Annotated in this window: 21 protein-coding genes; 16 read left to right on the top strand and 5 right to left on the bottom strand. The window is 71.3% G+C overall.

Features of this window, described 5'->3' with window-relative positions; genetic code table 11:
- Positions 1 to 167: 167 nt before the first annotated feature.
- On the top strand, positions 168 to 1,274 hold the full coding sequence (locus OG627_RS14890; protein ID WP_329065262.1) for a methyltransferase domain-containing protein: 1,107 nt from the start codon (positions 168 to 170) through the stop codon (positions 1,272 to 1,274).
- Positions 1,275 to 1,550: 276 nt separating this feature from the next.
- Here OG627_RS14890 and OG627_RS14885 read toward each other — a convergent pair whose 3' ends face one another.
- Together OG627_RS14885 and OG627_RS14880 are read right to left on the bottom strand one after the other, a co-directional pair.
- Entirely contained in the window at positions 1,551 to 1,751 is a 201-nt protein-coding gene (locus OG627_RS14885) for a hypothetical protein (RefSeq protein WP_329065260.1), read from the bottom strand.
- Entirely contained in the window at positions 1,748 to 1,951 is a 204-nt protein-coding gene (locus OG627_RS14880) for a hypothetical protein (RefSeq protein WP_329072675.1), read from the bottom strand. The genes OG627_RS14885 and OG627_RS14880 overlap by 4 nt, the downstream gene beginning before the upstream one ends.
- A gap of 403 nt (positions 1,952 to 2,354) precedes the next feature.
- Here OG627_RS14880 and OG627_RS14875 point away from each other — a divergent pair, with 403 nt between their 5' ends.
- The 6 genes from OG627_RS14875 (at position 2,355) to OG627_RS14850 (ending at position 8,639) form a co-directional block, all read left to right on the top strand.
- Positions 2,355 to 3,194 carry a helix-turn-helix domain-containing protein gene (locus tag OG627_RS14875; protein WP_329065259.1) on the top strand — a complete coding sequence of 280 codons (840 nt, stop codon included), beginning with the start codon at positions 2,355 to 2,357 and terminating at the stop codon, positions 3,192 to 3,194.
- Positions 3,191 to 3,400 (top strand): DUF397 domain-containing protein, encoded by a 210-nt coding sequence (locus tag OG627_RS14870; protein ID WP_329065257.1) that lies wholly within the window; start codon positions 3,191 to 3,193, stop codon positions 3,398 to 3,400. Before OG627_RS14875 ends, OG627_RS14870 begins: the two co-directional genes overlap by 4 nt.
- 1,558 nt (positions 3,401 to 4,958) lie before the next feature.
- Complete coding sequence (locus OG627_RS14865; RefSeq protein ID WP_329065255.1) at positions 4,959 to 6,200, top strand: cytochrome P450; 1,242 nt, start codon at positions 4,959 to 4,961, stop codon at positions 6,198 to 6,200.
- 36 nt (positions 6,201 to 6,236) lie between these two features.
- The gene (locus OG627_RS14860) at positions 6,237 to 6,434 is read left to right on the top strand and encodes a ferredoxin (RefSeq protein WP_329065254.1); all 198 of its coding nucleotides are present in this window, start codon (positions 6,237 to 6,239) and stop codon (positions 6,432 to 6,434) included.
- Positions 6,431 to 7,627 carry an NAD(P)/FAD-dependent oxidoreductase gene (locus tag OG627_RS14855; protein WP_329065252.1) on the top strand — a complete coding sequence of 399 codons (1,197 nt, stop codon included), beginning with the start codon at positions 6,431 to 6,433 and terminating at the stop codon, positions 7,625 to 7,627. Before OG627_RS14860 ends, OG627_RS14855 begins: the two co-directional genes overlap by 4 nt.
- Positions 7,628 to 7,781: 154 nt before the next feature.
- A complete protein-coding gene (locus OG627_RS14850) occupies positions 7,782 to 8,639 on the top strand; it encodes an SDR family oxidoreductase (protein ID WP_329065250.1) in 858 nt (285 codons plus the stop codon).
- A gap of 156 nt (positions 8,640 to 8,795) precedes the next feature.
- Here OG627_RS14850 and OG627_RS14845 read toward each other — a convergent pair whose 3' ends face one another.
- A complete protein-coding gene (locus OG627_RS14845; RefSeq protein WP_329065248.1) occupies positions 8,796 to 9,545 on the bottom strand; it encodes a response regulator transcription factor in 750 nt (249 codons plus the stop codon).
- Between the two features lie 126 nt (positions 9,546 to 9,671).
- Between OG627_RS14845 and OG627_RS14840 the strand changes: the two genes are divergently transcribed.
- The 9 genes from OG627_RS14840 to OG627_RS14800 all read left to right on the top strand — a co-directional run bounded on the left by OG627_RS14840 (position 9,672) and on the right by OG627_RS14800 (position 18,653).
- Complete coding sequence (locus OG627_RS14840) at positions 9,672 to 11,162, top strand: MFS transporter (RefSeq protein WP_329065246.1); 1,491 nt, start codon at positions 9,672 to 9,674, stop codon at positions 11,160 to 11,162.
- A gap of 194 nt (positions 11,163 to 11,356) precedes the next feature.
- A complete protein-coding gene (locus tag OG627_RS14835; protein ID WP_329065243.1) occupies positions 11,357 to 12,586 on the top strand; it encodes a cytochrome P450 in 1,230 nt (409 codons plus the stop codon).
- A 205-nt stretch (positions 12,587 to 12,791) separates the two neighbouring features.
- The gene (locus tag OG627_RS14830) at positions 12,792 to 13,466 is read left to right on the top strand and encodes a TetR/AcrR family transcriptional regulator (protein ID WP_329065241.1); all 675 of its coding nucleotides are present in this window, start codon (positions 12,792 to 12,794) and stop codon (positions 13,464 to 13,466) included.
- 138 nt (positions 13,467 to 13,604) lie between these two features.
- A complete protein-coding gene (locus OG627_RS14825; RefSeq protein ID WP_329065239.1) occupies positions 13,605 to 14,156 on the top strand; it encodes a MarR family winged helix-turn-helix transcriptional regulator in 552 nt (183 codons plus the stop codon).
- A 53-nt stretch (positions 14,157 to 14,209) separates the two neighbouring features.
- Positions 14,210 to 14,947, top strand: a complete 738-nt coding sequence (locus tag OG627_RS14820; protein WP_329065237.1) for a response regulator transcription factor — start codon at positions 14,210 to 14,212, stop codon at positions 14,945 to 14,947.
- A gap of 214 nt (positions 14,948 to 15,161) precedes the next feature.
- Positions 15,162 to 15,359, top strand: a complete 198-nt coding sequence (locus OG627_RS14815; RefSeq protein WP_329072673.1) for a ferredoxin — start codon at positions 15,162 to 15,164, stop codon at positions 15,357 to 15,359.
- A 109-nt stretch (positions 15,360 to 15,468) separates the two neighbouring features.
- Positions 15,469 to 16,632: a sensor histidine kinase gene (locus OG627_RS14810; RefSeq protein WP_329065235.1), complete on the top strand. Its 1,164-nt coding sequence runs from the start codon at positions 15,469 to 15,471 to the stop codon at positions 16,630 to 16,632.
- A complete protein-coding gene (locus OG627_RS14805) occupies positions 16,620 to 17,288 on the top strand; it encodes a response regulator transcription factor (protein WP_329065234.1) in 669 nt (222 codons plus the stop codon). Before OG627_RS14810 ends, OG627_RS14805 begins: the two co-directional genes overlap by 13 nt.
- A gap of 309 nt (positions 17,289 to 17,597) precedes the next feature.
- Positions 17,598 to 18,653 (top strand): glycosyltransferase family 39 protein, encoded by a 1,056-nt coding sequence (locus OG627_RS14800; RefSeq protein WP_329065232.1) that lies wholly within the window; start codon positions 17,598 to 17,600, stop codon positions 18,651 to 18,653.
- 100 nt (positions 18,654 to 18,753) lie between these two features.
- Here OG627_RS14800 and OG627_RS14795 read toward each other — a convergent pair whose 3' ends face one another.
- Positions 18,754 to 19,758 (bottom strand): NADP-dependent oxidoreductase, encoded by a 1,005-nt coding sequence (locus OG627_RS14795; RefSeq protein ID WP_329065230.1) that lies wholly within the window; start codon positions 19,756 to 19,758, stop codon positions 18,754 to 18,756.
- 146 nt (positions 19,759 to 19,904) lie between these two features.
- Positions 19,905 to 20,960 carry an aldo/keto reductase gene (locus OG627_RS14790; protein ID WP_329065229.1) on the bottom strand — a complete coding sequence of 352 codons (1,056 nt, stop codon included), beginning with the start codon at positions 20,958 to 20,960 and terminating at the stop codon, positions 19,905 to 19,907.
- Between the last annotated feature and the right edge of the window lie 28 nt (positions 20,961 to 20,988).

The following is a 20,988-nucleotide window of genomic DNA, read 5'->3' as shown; positions in this document are numbered from 1 at the left end:
GGCGGCTGCTCAGACTGGTTTCACCACAACAGCGGGAGAGTGAGGACATCATGGGCAAGAAGGGCGGAGACCACTCCGGGAAGCCGGATACCTCCGACAGCGACGGCCACCGCGACAAGCCGCCGGGGCCGACCAAGCCGTACGAGCCGCCGAAGAAGTGAGGGCACATGACCGGCCGACAACAGCTCGTCGAGTCCCTGGTGAGCAAAGACGCCCTGCCCGGTGCATGGCGGCACACGGTGGCCTCGGTGGACCGGGCCCTGTTCATCCCCGACGTATTCGAGGGCGGCGACTTCACCGTCGACCCCGAAGCCTGGGCGCAGAGGGTCTACGGCGACCTGCCGGTCGTCACGCAGGTCAATGACGGACAGGACACCCCGGAGGGGGCGTTCCGGCTGTCCACGTCTTCCTCGTCCATGCCGTCGATCATGCTCGAAATGCTCAGCCTGCTCGAAGTGCGCGACGGCGACACCGTGCTGGAAGTCGGCACGGGAACCGGATACAACGCGGCCTGGCTCGCGCACCGGTTGGGTGAACGCAACGTGTTCAGCGTGGAAGTGGACGCGGCAGTGGCAGCACTCGCACGACAGAACCTGAAACACGCCGGGTTCGGCCCGACGGTCGTGATCGGCGACGGCCGCGACGGCCACCCCGGAGGCGCCCCGTACCAGCGGATCATCTGTACCTGCACCATGCGCGCGATCCCACGCACCTGGCTGGAGCAGTGCCCTGCGGGCCGGATCGTCACCCCGTGGGGCAGCAGCTTCTTCAGCGGCTCCTACGCCACGCTCGACGTGGTGGACGGGGAGGCGCGGGGCGGGTTCTCCGGCTCTCCCGCCTTCATGTGGGACCGCTCGCACCGGGCCGGATCGGGCCGGATCGCGGAGCTGTACCACCACGAGGAGGGGGAGAAGAGTACGACCGATATCGCTCCGCAGAACGTCATCCAAGACGATCCGGCGTTCTTCACCGGCCTGAACATCACTGATGCCTGGTACCGATGGTGCGAGGCGGACGACGACAGCGGGGAGGCCACCTTGTGGTTCTTCTCCGACGACCGGAAGTCGTGGGCGACCGTCGAATACGCCCCCGACGCGGAGACGTACGAGGTGGAGCAGTACGGCCCCCGCGCCCTCTGGGACGAAGTACGAACGGCGTTCCTCGCCTGGTACGAGCTGGGGAAGCCGGAGCGCTCCCGGTTCGGCCTGTCGGTCGATGGCGACGGGCAGCGGGTGTGGCTGGACGATCCGCGTCACGCCGTTGGTCGCAGGTAGCCCCTCATCGGCGATACGCCCCCCGCCAAGTCGGGGGCGTATCGGCTTGTTCTTGTCCGAAGAATTCCGAGCAGCGTCCGGAACGGGCTGACGGTGAGGCGTCCTGCCGTCCCGGACGCGGCCGGTTCCCGCCTCCCCCCACTCACACGGCCCGCAGCGCCAGCGCGACGACGAGGGCCGCCAGCGCGGCGGAGCACGCGAGGATCGTGAGCCCGGCGGTGAGCAGCGCGACCATGACGCGCTTCCGCATGTCGTATGGTCGCCTCGGCGCTCGGTTCACGAGGCTCGCCGTACGTGTTCGGGCGGAACCAGCCACTCCGTGCCGCCGCCCTCGGCGCGGATGAACGCCGTGGGCCGCTTGCAGCGCTCGCCGGGGGCCTCGGCCGGGTCCTCGTAGTCCCGGATCACGGCCCGCAGGATCCCGACGCGCCCTTCCGGGTCCTCCACCTGGCAGCCGATGTCCTCCGCCGTGATCACTGGTGCCCCTCGGGGTGCCGCCGCATATAGACGTTGCAGTCGGACACCGTGGTCATGTCGCCCACGACCCGTGCTCGCGCCCGTACGTTGGCGAGTTCGGCGCAGCCGAGGCACCCCTCGACCGGCGCCGGATCCGCCTGCGCGGGCGAGGGGAGCGGCAGCTCAACGGGCTCCGTCTGGTACCTGGTCGGCTCGGTCACTTCCTGCCTCCGTCCTCGGCCGGCGCCCACCGACCGGTCGTCCGTGTTGGCGGCTTCGGCCGCCGCCCTCCGCCGCAATCCGGCCTCGACGGCGGCCAGCACGTCGGCCGTCGGCCTGGCGTACGGCCCCCGCCGCACACCGGCCGGAAGCGGCGCCGACGTGGAGAACCACGTCTCGTCGGGGGTCGCCTCCCAACGCGCCCGCCGGCGGTCGGCGACTTCCTGCGGGGTGAGGGTGGACCGGCGGAACTCACGCGCCTGGATGGGCGTGTTGGGCTGGGGCGCGTGTCTGTGACTCACGTCCACTCCTCTCCGTAGCTATTCGACTACCGGGAGCGCTCAGCGTGGCGTAGGGTCGAGAAGCGTTCAACGTGTCAGCAGTGGAAGAAAGATCGGTGACGGCATGGTCAACCGCAAGGAGTTACAGCCGGACAGCAGCCCACAAGCAGCCTTCGGTGCACGCGTCCGCAGTTCACGGGAGGCGCACGGGTGGAAGCAACAGGATCTTGCCGAACGGACTGGCTACAGCAGTACGCATATCTCAGCCGTGGAAACTGGCCGCAAGATGCCAACTCTTCGCTTCTCGCGCAGTGCTGACCTCGCCTTCGGCACCGGCGACACGGCCGACACCTTCGAGCGTCAGTGGCGCGAGATCCGCAACGGCAGCTTGCTGGAGGGCTTTCCCGAGTTCGTCGGGCACGAGGGCCGGGCAGCGGAAATCAGGCTGTACGAAGTGGGAGTTATCCCGGGGCTGTTGCAGACCCCGGAGTACGCGTCGGTACTCGCCGAGAGTGCCGTCAAGCGGGGAGCGATCACACCTGAGCAGGCAAGCGAACGAGTCGCGCTCGTCGCCGAGCGACAAGCCGCGCTTGTACGGCCGCGCCCGCCGTTGGTTCTGGCCGTGTTGGACGAAAGCTGTGTCCGTCGGCCTGTCGGAAAAACAGCGGTAATGGAAGCGCAGCTGGCGCATCTGATCGAGTTCGCCGAGTTACCAACCACCGTATTTCAGGTCGCCCCGCACGACATGGGAGCACGCCGTCCGTTCGATCTGCCGATAACGATGCTGACGCTGACGGACCGATCGCTCATCGCGTACGCCGAGTCCGCACTACGCGGACATCTTGAACGGGAAAGCACTGCCGTCCTGCCGATGCTGACGGCCTACCATCAACTACAGGCAGAAGCGCTCTCCCAGGCAGCATCCGTGGCCATGGTCGAACAGTTACGAAAGGGCACCCCGTGACGACCGAATCCCCGCAGTGGTTCAAGTCCTCCTACAGCAACAACGGCGGTCAGTGCATCGAGGTCGCCGCCAACCTCGCCGCCACGCACGGCACCGTCCCCGTCCGTGACTCCAAGAACCCCCAAGGGCCGGCGCTCCTCTTCCCTACCCCGGCGTTCACCACGTTCATCGAGGCCGTTCAGGCGGACGGCCTCGCCGCCCGCTGAAGCCCGCCCGCACCCGGCAGTTTCTGGGGTGCGGGCCGGTGGGCCCTGCGGGGCGCACACTTTGTGTGGGGTGGCCCGGCTCCGGTTTGGCGGCTGACGGTTCGTTGTGTGCTGGGATTCATGCCCCGCTGGTCACTGTGCGCTGCGTTCTGCGGGTCAGTACCAAGAGGTAAGCGAGCTGAACGGGAGCAGATCATGGCGGGTGGGGGCCGCCCCTCCTCGGTTTGAGTTTCGCGCCTCCGGGCCGGGTGTAAAGGGCGCTCCTTCGTCGCGTCGGCTTCGCCGATTGCGCTGCGCTCCACCCTTGACACCCGTCCCTGCGGCGCAAGTGCAGGTTCTCGGGAGGGGCGGCCCGGGGGAAGGGTTCCCAGGGAAGGAAGGATCGTTGCCCGGCCCGGCCCCTGACCGCCGGGCCGGTTCGCCCTGCGGGGCACGCGGCAGTGGTGTGGGGTGGCCCGGCCCCGGCTCAGCGACTGACCGTCCGCTGCTGGTGGGGATTCATGCCCCGCTGGTCACTGTCCGCTGCTGAGTGCCACACGAGCACCGGGCAGTCGAAAGACAGGCGGGGGAAAGGCCCGTTGGGGCTCGGGATGGGGTTCATGTGTCGGGAAGTGCCTTTCGCGGAGCTACCGACACACAAGGACTCCAGGAGGTGCCCCATCCACCTCACATGTCACACCTGCCCCACCCGCAGGCACAGTTCCGACAGTCCGGCCGCTGGACCACTGCCCCCGGCCACTGCCCCTCACCCAGAGACAGCCATAGGGGGCTTTGGCCCTCTCCAAAGCCCCTCCTGTGCCAACCAGCCCCCTTATCGGTCCTCAGGACACAAGACCTCCCCCTGCATGCCCACAGAGCACCTCCCCCGTCACACCCGCCCCACCCCACCCACTCCGAGCGACCAGCGGGGCATGAATCCCAGCAAGCATCCGGTCGGCAGACGCTTGACGAAACACGCCACCACCCCATGCAGAGACCGCGCGCCCCGCAGGGCAAGCCGACCCGGCAGCCAGCAGCCGGACCGGGCAACGATCCTGGCTTCCCTGGGAACCCTTCCCCCGGGCCGCCCCTCCCGAGTACCTGCACTTGCGCCGCAGGGACGGGTGTCAAGGGTGACCGAAGGTCATCGCGCAGCGACGCGACGAAGGAGCGCCCTTTACACCCGGCCCGGAGGCGCGAAACTCAAAGCGAGAGGGGCGGCCCCCACCCGCCATGATCTGCTCCCGTTCAGCTCGCTTACCTCTTGGTACTGACCCGCAGAACGCAGCGAGTGGTGACCAGCGGGGCATGAATCCCCACCAGCAGCAGACCGTCAGCCGCCGAACCGGAGCCGGGCCACCCCACACAAAGTGTGCGCACCCACCCACACGTCGGTCCCACCGGTCCCCCCGGCCCCCCTCGGCGCCGAGAGGCCATAGCGCCCGATACCGCCATCCCTCTCTGTGGTGTGCGTCACGTCCGGGAGATGTCAGCGAACCGGCCGGAAGGCGTCAGCCCGCTCCGCTTCCCTGGTGCGCAGTCGAGTCCTTCGACCCCCCCACAGCATCGAGGAGACGCCATGACCGACACGCTGACCTGTCCCGCGGGCGGTACGGGCGGATCACTGCCCCCGTATCCGATGGAGCGGGCGGCGCAGTGCCCGCTGGCTCCGGCCCCGGCGGCGCAGCGGCTGCGCGCCGAGCAGCCGATCTCCCGGGTGCGGATCTGGAACGGCGCCACGCCCTGGCTGATCACCCGCCACGCCGACCAGCGGGCGCTGATGACCGACCCGAGGATCAGCGACGACGACCTCGACCCCGGTTTCCCGTACGTCAACGAGCACCGCGCGCAGATCGCGCCGGTGTCGCCGCGCATGATCACGAACACCGACGCGCCGGAGCACACGCGGCTGCGGCGCACGGTCAACGGGCCGTTCGTGGTCAAGCGGATCGAGAAGATGCGCGAGCCGATCCAGAAGATCGTCGACGGTCTGATCGACGACATGCTGGACGGACCGAACCCGGTGGACCTGCTGAAGGCGTTCGCGCTGCCGGTGCCGTCCCTGGTGATCGCGCAGCTGCTCGGTGTGCCGTACAAGGACCACGACTTCTTCCAGCGGAGCAGCAGCACCGTACTGGACAGCACCGTGCCGCCGGACGAGGCCCGGCGGGTCAGCGGCGCGCTCGCCGCGTACCTGGACGACCTGCTCGGGGAGAAGCTGGCCAACCCCGGCGACGACATCCTCTCCGAGATGGGCGGGCGCGTCACGGCCGGTGAGATGACCAGGACCGAGGCCGTCCACATGGGCGTGGCGATGCTGATCGCCGGGCACGAGACCACCGCCACCATGATCAGCCTGGGGACCCTGGCGCTGCTCCAGCACCCCGACCAGTTCGCGCTCGTGCGGGACACCGACGACCCGAAGCTGATCGCCAACGCGGTCGACGAGCTGCTGCGCTACCTGTCGATCGTGCAGACCGGCGTACGGCGGGTCGCCAAGGCGGACATCGAGATCGGCGGCGTCGTCATCAAGGCCGGCGACGGGATGATCTTCGACCTGCACGCCGCGAACTGGGACCCCGAGGCGTTCTCCGAGTCGCAGCGGCTCGACGTCACCCGCCCGGCGCGCCAGCACCAGGCGTTCGGGTACGGGCCGCACCAGTGCCTCGGCCAGAACCTGGCCCGGCTGGAACTCCAGGTCGTCTACAGCACCCTCTACCGCCGCATCCCCACGATGCGGCTGGCCGCGGACCTCGCGGACCTGGAGTTCGACCACGTCGGGACGACCTACGGCGTCCACAGCCTGCCGGTCTCCTGGTGACCCGGCCCGCACGGACGAAGTGAAGTGGAGACACCCATGCGTGTGGAACTGGACGAGCCGAAGTGCGTCGCCGCGGGGCAGTGTGTGATGGCCTCGCCCGAGGTGTTCGACCAGCGGGACGACGACGGCGTCGCGATCGTGCTGGAGGAGCACCCTGACGACAGCCTCCTCGACGGGGTGAGGGAAGCCGTGGCGATCTGCCCGGCCGCCGCCCTCAGGCTGGTGGAACAGTGAAGCGGATCGTCGTGGTGGGCGCCTCGGCGGCCGGGCTCGCCGCCGCCGAGACCCTGCGCCGGGAGGGGTACGGGGGGACGATCAGCCTCGTCGGCGACGAGCCGCACGCCCCGTACGACCGGCCCCCGCTGTCCAAGCAGATCCTGTCGGGCGAGTGGAGCCCCAAGCGGCTGCCGCTGCGCCCCTACGCCGACCTCGACGCCCTCGGCCTCGATCTGCGGCTGGGCGCGGCGGCGACCGGGCTGGACACGGCGGACCGTACGGTCCTGCTGGCGGACGGGTCGCGGCTGGCGTACGACGGTCTGATCGTCGCCACCGGGGTACGGCCGCGCCGGCTGCCGGGCGAGGGCGCGCAGCACGTGCTGCGCACCGTGGACGACGCGCTGGCGCTGCGGCTCCGGCTGGGCCCGGGGCGGCGGCTGGCCGTGGTGGGCGCCGGATTCCTCGGCGCTGAGGCCGCCGCCGTGGCGGCCGGCCTGGGCGCGCGGGTGACGCTGATCGAGCCCGCCCCCGTACCGCTGGCCCACGCGGTCGGCGCCGAGGTCGGGCAGGTGCTGTCCCGGGCCCATCTGGAGCACGGGGTGGACCTGCGCACCGGGGCCGCGGTGGCGGAGGTGACCGAGCACGGGGTGCGTCTCGCGGACGGCACTCTGATCGAGGCCGACGACGTCCTGGTCGCCGTCGGGTCGCACCCCAACACCGAGTGGCTGGCGGACAGCGGGCTCAGCGTGGGGGACGGCCTGGTCTGCGACGAGTACAGCGCCGCGGGACCGGGGGTGTACGGCGCGGGCGACGTGGCCCGCTGGTACAACCCGCTGTTCGGGGTGGAGATGCGGATCGAGCACCGCACGCACGCGGCGGAGCAGGGGATGGCCGCCGCCCGCAACCTCCTCAACCCGGCGGCGGGCAAGCCGTTCGCACCGGTGCCGTACTTCTGGTCGGACCAGTACGACATGAAGATCCAGGCGTACGGCTATCTGCGCGGCCACGACGAAGTGGCCGTTGTGGCGGGGGAGTTGGCGCAGCGCCGGTTCGTGGCCGTGTACCGCACGGGCGACCGGGTGACCGGAGTCCTGGCGGTCGGGATGCCGCCCAAGGAGATCCGGCGGTGGCGCCAGGCCATCGCGCTCCGCGCCCTGTGGGCCGACGCGGTACCGGCGGCGGAGCCGGTCGACGCGGCAGAGGTGGCCTGACGCCCTCGGGCTCGGCCGTCTCGCCCCTGACCGTCTCGCCCTTGCCCGTCTCGCCCTCGGTGGGAGCGGCCCCGGTGGGGACCCGGGCCGCTCCCACCGTTCGCCGGTCCGCTTCAGGGCCGGCGAACTCCACTGAACAACAAGGAGGTTGCTCATGCAGGACCGTACGGACCGTACGCAGGACGGTACGACCGACGCGCGTGACGTGGTGGTGGTCACCGGCGCCGGCGGTATGGGGACGTCCGTCGCCCGGCGGCTCGGCAGCGGGCGGACCCTGATCCTCGCCGACGCCTCCCAGCGGCAACTCGACCGCGCCGTCGAGGCGTTGGGCGTCGAGGGATATGCCGTACGGGGTGTGGTCACCGATGTGTCCGACCGCGCGTCCGTCGAGGCCCTCGCGGAGACGGCCGCCGCCGCCGGCCGGCTGACCGCCGTCGTCCACACCGCGGGTGTCGCGGCGGCCACGGCGTCGGCGCGCAAGATCTTCGATGTCGACCTGCTCGGCACGGTCCATGTCATCGAGGCGTTCGAGAAGGTCGCCGTCCGGGGCACGTCGCTGGTCTGCGTCGCCAGCATGGCGGGCCACTACGCGACGCTGAGCCGCCAGGACGAGGCGGCCCTCGCGACGGCCCCGGCCGCGGAGCTGCTCGCGCTGGACGCGGTCGCCGCCGTCGGGGACGACCCGACGTCCGCGTACATCCTGGCCAAGCGCGCCAACCACGTACGGGTGCAGGCGGCGGCGCTCGCGTGGAACCTGCGCGGCGCCCGGATCAACACCGTCAGCCCGGGAGTCGTCTCCACGGCGATGTCGAAGGCCGAGGCCGACTCGGACCCCGAGGGGCACATGATGAAGATGCTCGACGCGTGCGGCGCGGGCCGTACCGGAACGCCCGGCGAGATCGCCGACGCCGTGGCGTTCCTGGCCGGTCCGCGGTCGCTCTACATCACCGGGACCGATCTGCTCGTCGACGGCGGGCAGGCGGGCTGGATCCGCTGGCACCGGCAGGGCTGAGCGGGGAGCGGGTGAGGCGCCGAACCCGTGGTGCGCTCCGTGGTCCGGTCGCCGCGCCACGGGCTCGGCCTCACGTTCCCGGCGGTACGTTCCCGGCCGTACGTTCCCGGCGGTCGGCCGCGTCGGCCACGTCGCCCCTGCGGTCGGTCGTGTTCCTCAGCGGTCGGAGCCGCCGAGCCGGTATCCGAAGCCCCGGTGCGTGTGGATCAGCACGGGCTCGGCCCGGCCCGCGTCCGGGTCCACCTTGTGCCGCAGCCGGCCCACGAGCTTCTCGATCGAGTGCTGGGCCCGGAACTCGCCCCAGACATGCCTGCTGATCTGCTCCTTCGACAGCACGCGCCCCGCGTTGGCCATCAGATGGCGCAGCAGCCGGTACTCGGCCGGGGTGAGGCCGAGCGCCCTGTCCCCACGCCGCGCCCGGCAGGCGGCGTCGTCCAGCACCAGATCGCCGTAGCGCGGCACGCCCTCGTCCCGCTCCGGGGTCCGGTCGCGCAGCAGGACCCTGGTCCTGGCCAGGACTTCGGCGATCCGTACGGGCTTGGTGACGTAGTCCTCGGTGCCGGGGTGCAGCTCGGGGGCGAGGCGCTGGAGGCTGTCCCATTCGGCGAGGAACAGCAGCGGGGGCCGGTCGGCGGGGGCGCCGCGGCGGCCCCGGGCGAAGGCCGCCAGGTCCGGCAGGGTGGCGTCCCAGATCACCAGGTCGAAGTGGTTCTGGCTGAGCCGCAGCATCCCGTCGGCGCCGCTCCGCTCCGCGGTGACCCGGTAGCCCGACCACTCCAGCGTGCGGGCGAGCAGTTCGGTGATGCCGGGATCGGCGGTGACGGCCAGGATGCGCGGCCTGTCCCCGGTCGGCTCCGGGGGGCCGGACGACGCGGACGACGCTGCTGCGGCTGGCCGTGTGGGCATGCGGTCAGCCTAGAGCCGGCCGGGTCCGGGAGCGGGTTACGGGGAGGTAAAGTTGCTTAAGTCAATCAATCGGAATATGGTTGCGTGAGTCAAGCACGTCTGATGCCCCTCACGGAGGAATTTTCCATGTCCGACACTCTTGCCCGGCCCGTTCCGGGGGGATCCGCCCCGCCGAGGTCGAACGCCGTGGTGGCGGTCCTGGCCTTCGCCGGGATCGTCGTGTCGTTGATGCAGACCCTGGTGATCCCGATCGTCCCGGAGCTGCCCAAGTACCTCAACGCCTCTCCGTCGAACGCGATCTGGGCCGTCACCGCCACCCTGCTCGCCGCCGCCGTCGCCACCCCGGTCGCCGGGCGCCTCGGCGACATGTACGGCAAGCGCCGGGTGCTGCTGGTCAGCGTCGTCCTGCTGGTGACCGGCTCGATCGTGTGTGCGCTGAGCGAGTCCCTGGTCCCGATGATCGTCGGGCGGGTCCTCCAGGGCCTGGCCGCCGCCGTCGTCCCGCTCGGCATCAGCATCATGCGTGACGTGCTGCCCGCCGAGCGTCTCGCCGGGTCGACCGCGCTGATGAGCGCCTCGCTCGGAGTCGGCGGCGCCCTCGGCCTGCCCTCCGCCGCCTTCATCGCGGACAACTTCAACTGGCACGTACTGTTCTGGGTCTCGGCCGCCCTCGGCGCCGTCGCCGGCGTGCTCATCATGGTGCTCGTGCCCGAGTCCAAGGTCCGTACGGGTGGACGCTTCGACCTGGTCGGCTCCCTCGGCCTGGCCGTCGGGCTCGTCTCCCTGCTGCTGGCCATCTCCAAGGGCGGCGACTGGGGCTGGACGAGCGGCACCGTACTCGGCCTGCTCGTCGCGGCCGTCGTCGTCCTCGTCGCCTGGGGCTACTACGAACTGCGCACCGCCCAGCCGCTGGTGGACCTGCGCACCACCGCCCGACGGCAGGTGCTCTTCACCAACCTCGCCTCGATCGCGCTCGGCTTCTCGATGTTCGCCATGTCCCTGGTCCTCCCGCAGCTGCTCCAGCTGCCCGAGCTGACCGGCTACGGCCTGGGCAAGTCGATGATGACCGTCGGCCTGGTCCTCGCGCCGCAGGGCCTGGTGATGATGGCCATGGCCCCGATCTCGGCCGGTATCACCAAGACCAAGGGGCCGAAGACCACCCTGATGACCGGCGCCCTCATCGTCGCCGCCGGCTACAGCCTCAGCATCCTGCTGATGTCCCAGGTCTGGCACCTCGTCCTGGTCTCCTGCGTCATCGGCGCGGGCGTCGGCTTCGCCTACGGTGCCATGCCCGCGCTCATCATGGGCGCCGTGCCCGCGTCCGAGACGGCCGCCGCCAACAGCCTCAACGCGCTGATGCGGTCCATCGGTACGTCGTTCGCCAGCGCGATCGCCGGGGTCGTCCTCGCCCAGATGACCACCACCTTCGGCGCTGTCTCCATGCCCTCCGAGAACGGCTTCAAGACGGTCATGGCCATCGGCGCCGGTGCCGCCCTTCTCTCCTTCTTCCTCTGCACCTTCATCCCGCGCCACCGCCCGGCGGCGGCAGCGGGACAGGCCGCGCCGGCCGCCGCAGGCGAGGCCGAGGCGGCGGAGGTCTCCGGGGCCAGGCCGTAACACCCGCCCGGGTCCGCCCCCCGTACCGCGTCGTTCCGGCTCCGCCCGGCCTCCTCGGAGGCCGGGCGGAGCCTCCGGTTGGCTGGTTCGGGTCGGCCGCGTGGGCGAATTTAAATCACATGCTTGACTTAATTAATGGAATGGGATTGCCTGACCGCGCCGGAAGGACCGGCTCCGAGGAGAGCGAGGCATCCATGGCCAGCACGTTGAACCCGGCGGACGAACTCGGTTCCGCACTGCCCGAGTTCCCGATGGCCAGGGCGGCGAAATGCCCCTTCGACCCGCCGCCCGAGCTGCGCGACAAGCAGCGCGAGGGGCCGCTCGGGAAGGTGCGCCTGTGGGACGGCACCACGCCGTGGGTGGTGACCCGGCACGCCGATCAGCGGACCCTGCTGGGCGACCCGAGGGTCAGCGCCGATCTGCACCGGCCCGGCTACCCCAGCTCGGTGCCGATCGCCCCCGGCAGCGGATCCGTCAGCTTCATCCTCATGGACGATCCCGAGCACGGGCGGCTGCGGCGGATGGTGACGGCGCCATTCGCCTTCAAGCGGGTGGAGGCCATGCGTCCGGCCGTACAGAAGATCACGGACGATCTGATCGACGCCATGCTGGCCGGTCCCCAACAGGTCGACCTGGTCCAGGCGTTCGCCCTGCCGCTGCCCTCGCTGGTGATCTGCGAACTGCTCGGGGTGCCCTACGGCGACCACGACTTCTTCCAGGAGAACAGCAAGGTCCTCATCAACCGCGAGGTGACCCCCGAGGAGCGGCTGGCCGCCTCGCGGCGGCTGGCGGCCTATCTGGAGGACCTGGTGGGCCAGAAGATCGCCCACCCCGCCGACGACCTGCTGTCCGGTCTTGTCGGGCGGGTCGAGGCCGGTGAGCTGACCCGTAACGACGTCGCCCAGATGGGCGTGCTGCTGCTGATCGCCGGGCACGAGACGACCGCGAACATGATCGCGCTCGGCACTCTCGCCCTGCTGGAGAACCCCGACCAGCTCGCCCTGCTGCGCGACAGCGACGATCCGAAGCTGGTCGCCTCGGCGGTGGACGAGCTGCTGCGCTACCTCAACATCACGCACAGCGGGCGGCGCAGGGTGGCGCTGGAGGACATCGAGATCGCCGGGGAGGTCATCCGCGCGGGCGAGGGCATCATCGTGCCCAACGACATCGGCAACCGCGACCCCGACGTCTTCCCCGACCCGGACCGGCTCGACATCCGCCGCGACGCCCGCCGCCATGTGGCCTTCGGCTTCGGGGTGCACCAGTGCCTGGGGCAGACGCTGGCCCGGATGGAGCTCCAGGTCGCGTACAGCACCCTTTACCGGCGCGTACCCGGTCTGCGGCTGGCCGGGGAGCTGGCGGACATCCCGTTCAAGCACGACGGGTCGGTCTACGGGGTGTACGAGCTGCCCGTGGCCTGGTGACGACCGTGCTCCGCGGTGGAGGAGGTGCGGCGGCTCGACGCCGATCCGGGCCTGGGTATGCCGCGCGATAGATTTGGGGAGGGCGCCGAGGTCGCCGGAGTCGTGCCGCCGCACGGCACCACCGAGATGTGCGGCATGGGCTCGGCCGATCGGGACGAGAGGGCCGGACGAGAGGGCCTTCGACGGTCCCGGTGGGATGGTGGGCATGGCAGGCGGGACTGTACGGGCCGAACAGGTCAGCGCGACGCGGGAGCTGATCCTGACCGCGGCGGAGCGGCTGTTCGCTGAGCGCGGGGTGTACGCGGTGTCCAACCGCCAGGTCAGCGAGGCGGCCGGGCAGGGCAACAACGCGGCGGTCGGCTACCACTTCGGCACCAAGGCCGATCTGGTGCGGGCCATCGCCCGTAAGTACGCCGAGCAGATCGAACAGGCACGGGAACGGCGGCTGGCCGAGGCCGGCGACTCCACCGACGTGCGGGTCTGGGTGTCGTGTCTGGTGCACCCGATCACGGACCACTTGGAGGCGCTGGGCAGCCCCACCTGGTACGGCCGGTTCTGCGCGCAGGCGATGACCGATCCCGCGCTGCGCGACAGCATGGTCGAGGAGTCACTCACGTCCCCCGCGCTCCAGCGGATCGTGGACGGCTTCAACCGCGCCCTGCCGGAGCTGCCGGCCGAGGCGCAGGCCGAGCGCGGGATGATGTCGCGCCAGCTGATCCTGCACATGTGCGCCGAGCGGGAAGCCGCGCTGGCCGACGGTACGGGCACGGTCCGCCCTTCCTGGCGGCAGGCGGCCGACGGCCTGGTCGACGCGCTGGTCGGGCTCTGGCTGGCGCCCATCACCGGCGGCGCCGCGGCCGGGGCACGCCCCAGGTCCTGAGCGGTCCGGTCCCGGCCCGAGCGCCCGGCCTGAGCGGTCCGGTCCCGGCCGCCGAGCAGCCGTACGCCGACCCGACCGCGTGGCTTCGGCAAACACGTGACTTACTTGAGTCAAGCAAGTAGATGATAAAGTGGCCTCATGCCCACCTCGCCACACCCCACCGCCCCCGGCGTTCCCGGCGTTCCCGCGCCCGTCCCGGCCGACATCATCACGATCGAGCGCTCCCTCACCCATATCTCCTACCTCACCAACCGGGTCCGCCAGCACGAGCGCCTGATGGCCCTGGCCGGCGTCCCGCTGGACCGCGCGGCCGTGGCGCTCCTGCGGGCGGTCGCCGACTCCGACGCGCTGCGCCCCAGCGAACTGGCCGGCCGGCTGGGCGTGGAGGCGTCCCACATCACCCGGCAGGTGCAGCAGCTCCAGAAGGCCGGATACGTCACCCGCGTCCCCGACCCCGACGACCGCCGCGCCCAGCACATCCGGCTCACCCCCACCGGCCAGGACGCCGTCGACCGCGTCCGTGAAGCCGGCCGCCGGGGCATGCAGAGCGCCCTCGGTGACTGGTCGCCCGAAGAACTCCACCAACTCGCCACCCTCTTCCGCCGCATGGTCGACGACTTCCTCAGCGGCGCGGAGGACGACACCCCCAACGGCACGGGCGGCCACGCCGGGACACCGGACCCCGTCTGAGCACACGGGAACCCCCGATGGCGGAGTGCCAGCCCTATACGAACGGTCCTTCCATGTACGGGAAAATCAGCGAGAAACCCAGGTACGGGAACGCCGACGAGAAGCCCGCCCCGCCCCGTGGCGACGGGCGGCGCGTCCTGATCGTCGGCGACGACCCCCCCACCGTCGAACTCCTCTCCACCACCATGGAACTGGCCGGTTACCGCATCGCCACCGCCGGCTCCGGCCCCGAGGCGCTCACCCGCCTCGTCGAGCACCCGGCCGATCTCGTCGTCGTCGACATGGCGATGAGCGACCTCAGACACTTCTCCGGCTACCCCCGGCTCCCCGTCGCCGACCGGCCGCCCCTGCTCTTCCTCACCGCCTGCGAATCCCTCGACAGCCTCGTCCCGGGACTCGGCCCCGGCGCCGCCGACTACGTCGTCAAACCCTTTCGCGTCGCCGAGGTCCTCGCCCGGGCCCAGACGCTCCTGCGCGCCCGCCAGTACGAGGACCGGCGCACCTCGGCCCCCCGCTTCGGCGATCTCACCCTGGACGACCACACCTGCCGCGCGCGTCGCGGCGGCCGCACCCTCGACCTCACCCCCGCCGAGTACCGCCTCCTGCGCCATCTGCTGCTCAACGCCGAACAGGTCCTCTCCAAGGAGCAGATCTGCCGGCACGTCTGGGGCGAGGACCGTGCCGACAACGCGATCGAGAAGCTCGTCTCCCGCCTGCGCCGCAAGGTCAACCAGGAGGACCCGCCCCTGATCCACACCCGCAAGGGCTTCGGCTACTGGCTCGGACTCTGACCGCCGTCGACAGCGCCCCCGGGGTGTGGCCTCCGTCACGTCCGCTTCCTGTCAGGTAACCGGCCGGATGGCGTCAGCCCGGTCCGGTTGCATGGATCCGGGTCCTGTCCGGCCGCGAGGCCGCCGACGGCCCACGGCCCTGTCACCCTCACGGCTCCACCGCGGTCCGTCGCGGGAGCCACCCCCCACCGAGGAGAGCATCATGAGCGTGGACATGCGTGTGGAACTGGACGAGCCGAAATGCGTGGCGGCGGGACAGTGCGTCATGGCCGCCCCCGACGTCTTCGACCAGCGCGACGAGGACGGTGTCGCCATCGTGCTGAACGAGCACCCCGGCGCCGAACTGCACGAGGAAGTACGTGAGGCCGCGGCCATCTGTCCGGCGGCGGCGATCCGGCTGGTCGAGAAGTAGGACGGACCCGGGCGCGCGCCCCGTGACCCGCCACCGCGCCGGCCACGCCACCGGCCACCGCACCGGGCCGCCGCACCGAACCGGGCGAGACCTACCTAAAATGATCGGCATGGGGAAGACGGTGCGGCGGGCGGGGCGGGCCACGGCCCAGCTCGCCATGGCCGCGGCGCTGGCCTTCGGCTCGTACCTCTTCATCACCGTGCTGCTGTTCACGGCCGTCGCCACGCTCGCCGTGGTCGGCGCCGGGCTGCTGCCCGAGACGGTGCTGCTGATCCGGCGCATGGCCGGGGCCAAGCGGCGCCGCGTCGCCGGGTGGACGGGACGGGAGATCCCGGAGGCGTATCTGCCGGTCACGGGCTCGCTCCGGGCGCGGCTGCGCACGGTCACCCACGACCCCGGCACCTACGCCGACCTGCGCTGGATGGTCGCCCACTACGGCTACGGCGTCCTCGTCTGCCTGCCGCTCCTGCTGCTGTGGCCCCTGGGGCTGCTGGTCGACGGCGCGTGGTGCGGGCTGCTGCGCCGGCGGGCCGTCGTGCTCCCGCTGATCAGCCGGCTCGCCGACCTCGACGCCGCCTGGTCGACCGCCCTGCTCAAGCCCTCGCCCAAGGCCCGGCTCGTCGAGCGCGTCGAGGAGCTGACCGAGACCCGGGCGGGCGCGATCGCCGCGCACGGCGCCGAACTGCGCCGTATCGAACGGGACCTGCACGACGGTACGCAGGCCAGGCTGGTGTCGCTCTCCATGCGGATCGGGCTGGCGAAGCGCGCGTACGACCGCGACCCGGCCGCCGCGCGCCAACTGCTCGACGACGCGCAGGACCAGGCCGAGGAGGCGCTGACCGAGCTGCGGCACGTCGTGCGCGGCATCCATCCGCCGATCCTCACCGACCGGGGTCTCGCCGGAGCCGTACGGGCCCTCGCCGCGAGCAGCGGGCTCGACGTGACCGTGAGCGCGGAAGGGCTGAGCGACTCGGGGCACGGCCCGCGCGCCCCGGCGGCCGTCGAGGCCGCCGCGTACTTCGTCGTCGCCGAGACCCTCACGAACGCCGCGAAGCACAGCGGATCCGACCGCGCCGAGGTCCGGCTCGCGCGTACGGACACGGCGTTGCGCGTGCGGGTGCGCGACGAGGGCCGGGGCGGCGCCGACGAGACCGGCGGCACCGGTCTGGTGGGCCTGCGCCGCCGGGTCGCCGCGCTCGACGGCACCGTCGCCGTCACCAGCCCCGCCGGGGGACCTACCGTCATCGAAGTGGAGCTGCCGTGCGTGTGGTGATCGCCGAGGACCATGCCCTGCTGCGGGAAGGGCTCGTCCTGCTGCTCTCCTCCGCGGGACACGAGGTGGTGGCCGTCGTGAGCAGCGGCCCCGAGGTGCTGCCCGCGCTGCTCACCCACCGCCCGGACGTCGCCGTACTCGATGTCCGGATGCCGCCGGGCTTCCGTGACGAGGGGCTGCGCGCCGCGCTCGCCGCGCGCGCGGAGATCCCCGGGCTGCCGGTGCTCGTCCTCTCGCAGTACGTCGAGGAGTCGTACGCCGCCGAGCTGCTGGGCGGCGGCGCGCGGGGCGTCGGCTATCTGCTGAAGGACCGGGTGGGCCGCGTCGACGAGTTCCTCGACGCGCTGGACCGGGTCACGGCCGGCGGTACGGCGCTGGACCCGGAGGTGGTGACCGAACTCCTCACCCGGCGCGGGGACTCGCCCCTGGACTCACTGACCCCGCGTGAGGGCGAGGTGCTCAAGCTGATGGCCGAGGGGCATGACAACACCACGATCGCCAGGACCCTGGTCATCACGGAACGGGCCGTCAGCAAGCACATCGGCAATGTCTTCCTGAAGCTGGATCTGCCCCCGAGCGACAGCGGCCACCGGAGGGTCCAGGCGGTGCTGACGTATCTGAACAACGTCTGGGGCGGGTCCGGGCCGCCGAGGTAGGGTATTTCGGTCGGGGCCCCAAATCGGTACGCACAACCGGAACTTGGGGCCCCGTCACTGCGTCGCGCCAGGGACGCGGCGCGGTGGGGGTGCGGGGGGTGACGGCACAGCCGGCCTTGAGGAAATGAGGCTGGATCGGGTGCGCACGTGAACAGGGACACGCGGATCGCGCGCCTGCGCGGCCCACGCGCACGCCCAAGCGCACGCGCGCGCGGGAGCAGCAGCGTCCCTTTACCGCGAGGAGCCGCGCCACTGCGAAGAGCCGCGCCGGCCCTCGCGTGCTTCGTCGCCATCCGGCTGCTGGGCGTCGTGGTGCTGGCCCTGTGGTCCGACGCCCGCGGCAAAAGCGCGCACACGCTGCTGTCCGCCCGCTGGGACGCGCTCTGGTACGTACGGATCGTCGAACACGGTTACGGGTTCGAAGTCGCGGCGAACGACGGCCGCACACTGTCGAGCAAGGCGTTCTTCCCGCTGTTCCCCTGGCTGGAGCGCGCCGTGGCGGCCGTCCTCCCGGTGGACCACGCCGACGCCGGACTGATCATCAGCGCGGTCTGTTCGGTACTGGCCGCCGCCGGGATGTTCTTCCTGGTCGACGACGTGTACGGGCCGCGCGCCGCCCTTCTCACCGTGACCCTCTGGGCGGCCCTGCCCGTCGGCATCGTCCAGTCCATGGCGTACAGCGAGTCCCTCTTCACGGCGCTGGCCGTATGGGCGCTCCATCTCACCCGCGCGCGATGGTGGCCCGCCGCCGGTGCGCTGGCCCTGCTCGCCGGGCTCGCCCGGCCCGTCGGACTGGCCGTCGCCGTCGCCCTGTGGGTCGCGGTGGGATACGGGTGCTCCGTGGAGCGCAGGCGCCCGCGCGGCTCCGAGGTGGTGGGCGCGCTGCTGGCCCCGCTGGGATTTCTCTCCTTCTTCCTCTGGGTGGGCTTCACCACCGGAAGCCCGTGGGGCTATTTCCGTGTCCAAGGGGGCTGGGGCAACGGATTCGACGGTGGCATCGCCTTCGCGCGGTTCATCGGCGGCCTGCTGACGGGACCCGCCTTCGCCGCCGGGGTGCTGCTGCTGATCGGAATCGGGCTGCTCGGCCGCGTCTACTGGCAGGGGTTCAAGGAGTTCGACGGCCGGCCCGCCATTCCGCTGCCGGTTCAGGTCTACACCGGCGGCATCGTGCTGCTCGCGCTCTGCTCGTCCGGCTATTTCGGCTCGAAGCCCCGGCTTCTGCTGCCGGCCTTCGCCCTGCTCATCCCGGGCGCGGCCTGGCTCGCGAAACGCCCGCCCGCGCTGTCCGCCGCCGCCGTCACCCTCCTCGCGGTCTCCTCCGCGCTGTACGGCGCCTACTGGCTCAACGGCTCGGGGCCGCCGTGAGCGGGTAGGCCCGGCCGTATCCGGAGCGGCCCGGCCCGGTCTGCCCTGCCTGACTACCGTTCGAGGAATTCGAGCGCTTGTGGCACGTAAGCGGCCTTCCTCACGTCATCGCGATGACGACCTTGCCCGCCTTCGCGCGGCCCTCCTCAACGTACCGCAGGGCCTCCGGGGTCCGGTCGAAGGGGAAGACGCGGTCGACGACGGGACGGATCTTCCCGGCGTCGATGAGCGGGGCGAGCCGGCGCAGCTGGTCGCCGTCGGCCTTCATGAACAGGAACGAGTACGTCACGGCGCGGCGCCCGGCGCGGCGCCGGGTGGTGAAGCTCAGCGCGCTCATCGCCAGCCGGAGGATCGCGTGCGCGCCCAGCTCGCGGGCGAAGGCCGCGTCGGGCGGGCCCGCGATGCTGATGATCTTCCCGCCGGGCTTGAGCACCCGCGGGGACTTCTTGAGCGTCTCGCCGCCGACGGTGTCCAGGACGACGTCGTAGCCGTCGAGGACCGTCTCGAAATCCTGCCGCTTGTAGTCGATGACGACGTCAGCGCCGAGCCCCTTCACCAGGTCGGCCTTTGCGGTGCTCGCGGTGGCGGCCACGTACGCGCCCAGCTGCTTGGCCAGCTGGACGGCGATCGTGCCGACGCCGCCTGCGCCCGCGTGGACGAGGACCTTCTGCCCCGGCCGCACCTGTGCCCGTTCGACCAGCGCCTGCCACGCGGTCAGGGCGACCAGGGGGAGGGACGCGGCCTCCTCCATGGTGAGCGTGGCCGGTTTGACCGCCACGTCGTCCTGGTGGACGGCGATGAGTTCGGCGAAGGTGCCGATGCGGTCCTTGCCGGGCCGCGCGTAGACCTCGTCGCCCACCGCGAACCGGGTGACGGCCGGTCCCACCCGGATCACCACCCCGGCGAGGTCATTGCCGAGGACGAGCGGGAGACGGTACGGAAGGATCGCCTTGAAGTCCCCGTCGCGGAGCTTGAGGTCCAGCGGATTGACGCTCGCCGCGTGGATCCGGACCAGGACGTCGTCGGGGCCCACCCGCGGGTCGGGCACCTGGCCGGCGCGCACGCCGGCCTGGTCGCCGTACCGCTCGATCATGAAGGCCTTCATCGTCGTCGTCTCCGTTTCTTGTCCGTGAGGGGACTGGTTCCGCGTTCATCGAGGTGCGTCCACATTCATCGAGGAGCGTCCGCGTTCATCAAGGCGCATCAGGAGCGGCGCCGCCACCGGGACACCGGCCGCGCTGCCGCCGGGCGTCAGGCCACCGGTGCGGCCGGGGTGATGAAGCGGCTGGAGTCGCCGCCCTGGAGGCCGTCCAGGGAGCGGGCGATCGCCTCGTGGGGAACTCCGAGCGGCACCTCGCTGACTTCGGACAGGCGGGTGAACTGCTCGGGCGCCAGCCGGACGTCGAGAGCGCCCAGGTAGCTGTCGAGCTGGGTGAGGCTGCGCGGCCCGATGATCGGGACGAGCGAGGCCGCGGACCGGGCGGCCCGCTCCCGTACCCAGGCCACCGACACCTGGGCGGGCGTCACGCCGGTCTCCTCGGCGACGGCCAGAACGGTGTCGACGGCGGCGGTCTTCTGGTCGGTGCTCTCGGTGTGGATGACGGCGCCCAGGTCGGTCAGCCGGCCTTCGGCGCCGCGACGGTACTTTCCGGTGAGCAGTCCGCCGCCGAGCGGGGACCACAGGGCGGCGCCGAGTCCGAGGCTCTCGGCCATCGGCAGCAGCTCGCGGTCGGCGGTCCGCTCGACGAGGCTGTACTCGTTCTGGATGCCCACGACGGGAGCCCAGTTCCGCAGCTCCGCGACGGCCACGGCCCGGGAGACGCGCCAGGCGGGGAAGTTGGACAGGCCGGCGTGGTGGATCTTGCCGGAACTCACCAGGTCGTCGAGTCCGCGCAGGATCTCCTCGATGGGGGTGAGCTGGTCGGGGAAGTGCACCCAGAGCAGGTCGATGTAGTCGGTGCCCAGGCGCTTCAGGCTGGCCTCGACGGAGGCGACCAGGTTCTTGCGGCTGTTGCCCGTCCTGGAGACGCTCGGCTGCGGCGCGGCCCCGAGGGTGAACTTGGTGGCCAGGACGAAGTGGTCCCGGTCGGCGGAGACGAATTTCCCCGTCAGCTCCTCCGACTCGCCGAACTGGTAGGAGTCCGCGGTGTCGAGGAAGGTGCCGCCCGCTTCGGCGAACCGGTCGAAGATACGGCGGGCCTCGTCCGGCTCGGCGCCCGCGCCCCAGCCGGTACCGAAGTTGGCGGTGCCGAGCGCGTACTCGGACACGCGCAGCCCGGTGCGGTGTCCGAAGGTCGTGTAACGCATGAGGTGTCCTTGCTTTCACTGATCGACG

This window comes from Streptomyces sp. NBC_01429, from assembly GCF_036231945.1.
Lineage (GTDB): Bacteria > Actinomycetota > Actinomycetes > Streptomycetales > Streptomycetaceae > Streptomyces.
The sequence above is the reverse complement of the archived record's forward strand: the minus strand, read 5'-3'. Positions and strand labels throughout refer to the sequence as shown.

Excerpts from the sequence above, each read along its gene's own strand:
- OG627_RS14820 (WP_329065237.1), top strand. The coding sequence starts at position 14,210 with ATGTACGGGAAAATCAGCGAGAAACCCAGGTACGGGAACGCCGACGAG.
- OG627_RS14845 (WP_329065248.1), bottom strand. The coding sequence starts at position 9,545 with ATGCCCACACGGCCAGCCGCAGCAGCGTCGTCCGCGTCGTCCGGCCCC.
- OG627_RS14825 (WP_329065239.1), top strand. The coding sequence starts at position 13,605 with ATGCCCACCTCGCCACACCCCACCGCCCCCGGCGTTCCCGGCGTTCCC.
- OG627_RS14815 (WP_329072673.1), top strand. The coding sequence starts at position 15,162 with ATGCGTGTGGAACTGGACGAGCCGAAATGCGTGGCGGCGGGACAGTGC.
- OG627_RS14850 (WP_329065250.1), top strand. The coding sequence starts at position 7,782 with ATGCAGGACCGTACGGACCGTACGCAGGACGGTACGACCGACGCGCGT.
- OG627_RS14810 (WP_329065235.1), top strand. The coding sequence starts at position 15,469 with ATGGGGAAGACGGTGCGGCGGGCGGGGCGGGCCACGGCCCAGCTCGCC.
- OG627_RS14840 (WP_329065246.1), top strand. The coding sequence starts at position 9,672 with ATGTCCGACACTCTTGCCCGGCCCGTTCCGGGGGGATCCGCCCCGCCG.
- OG627_RS14875 (WP_329065259.1), top strand. The coding sequence starts at position 2,355 with ATGGTCAACCGCAAGGAGTTACAGCCGGACAGCAGCCCACAAGCAGCC.
- OG627_RS14835 (WP_329065243.1), top strand. The coding sequence starts at position 11,357 with ATGGCCAGCACGTTGAACCCGGCGGACGAACTCGGTTCCGCACTGCCC.
- OG627_RS14795 (WP_329065230.1), bottom strand. The coding sequence starts at position 19,758 with ATGAAGGCCTTCATGATCGAGCGGTACGGCGACCAGGCCGGCGTGCGC.
- OG627_RS14890 (WP_329065262.1), top strand. The coding sequence starts at position 168 with ATGACCGGCCGACAACAGCTCGTCGAGTCCCTGGTGAGCAAAGACGCC.
- OG627_RS14830 (WP_329065241.1), top strand. The coding sequence starts at position 12,792 with ATGGCAGGCGGGACTGTACGGGCCGAACAGGTCAGCGCGACGCGGGAG.
- OG627_RS14865 (WP_329065255.1), top strand. The coding sequence starts at position 4,959 with ATGACCGACACGCTGACCTGTCCCGCGGGCGGTACGGGCGGATCACTG.
- OG627_RS14790 (WP_329065229.1), bottom strand. The coding sequence starts at position 20,960 with ATGCGTTACACGACCTTCGGACACCGCACCGGGCTGCGCGTGTCCGAG.
- OG627_RS14860 (WP_329065254.1), top strand. The coding sequence starts at position 6,237 with ATGCGTGTGGAACTGGACGAGCCGAAGTGCGTCGCCGCGGGGCAGTGT.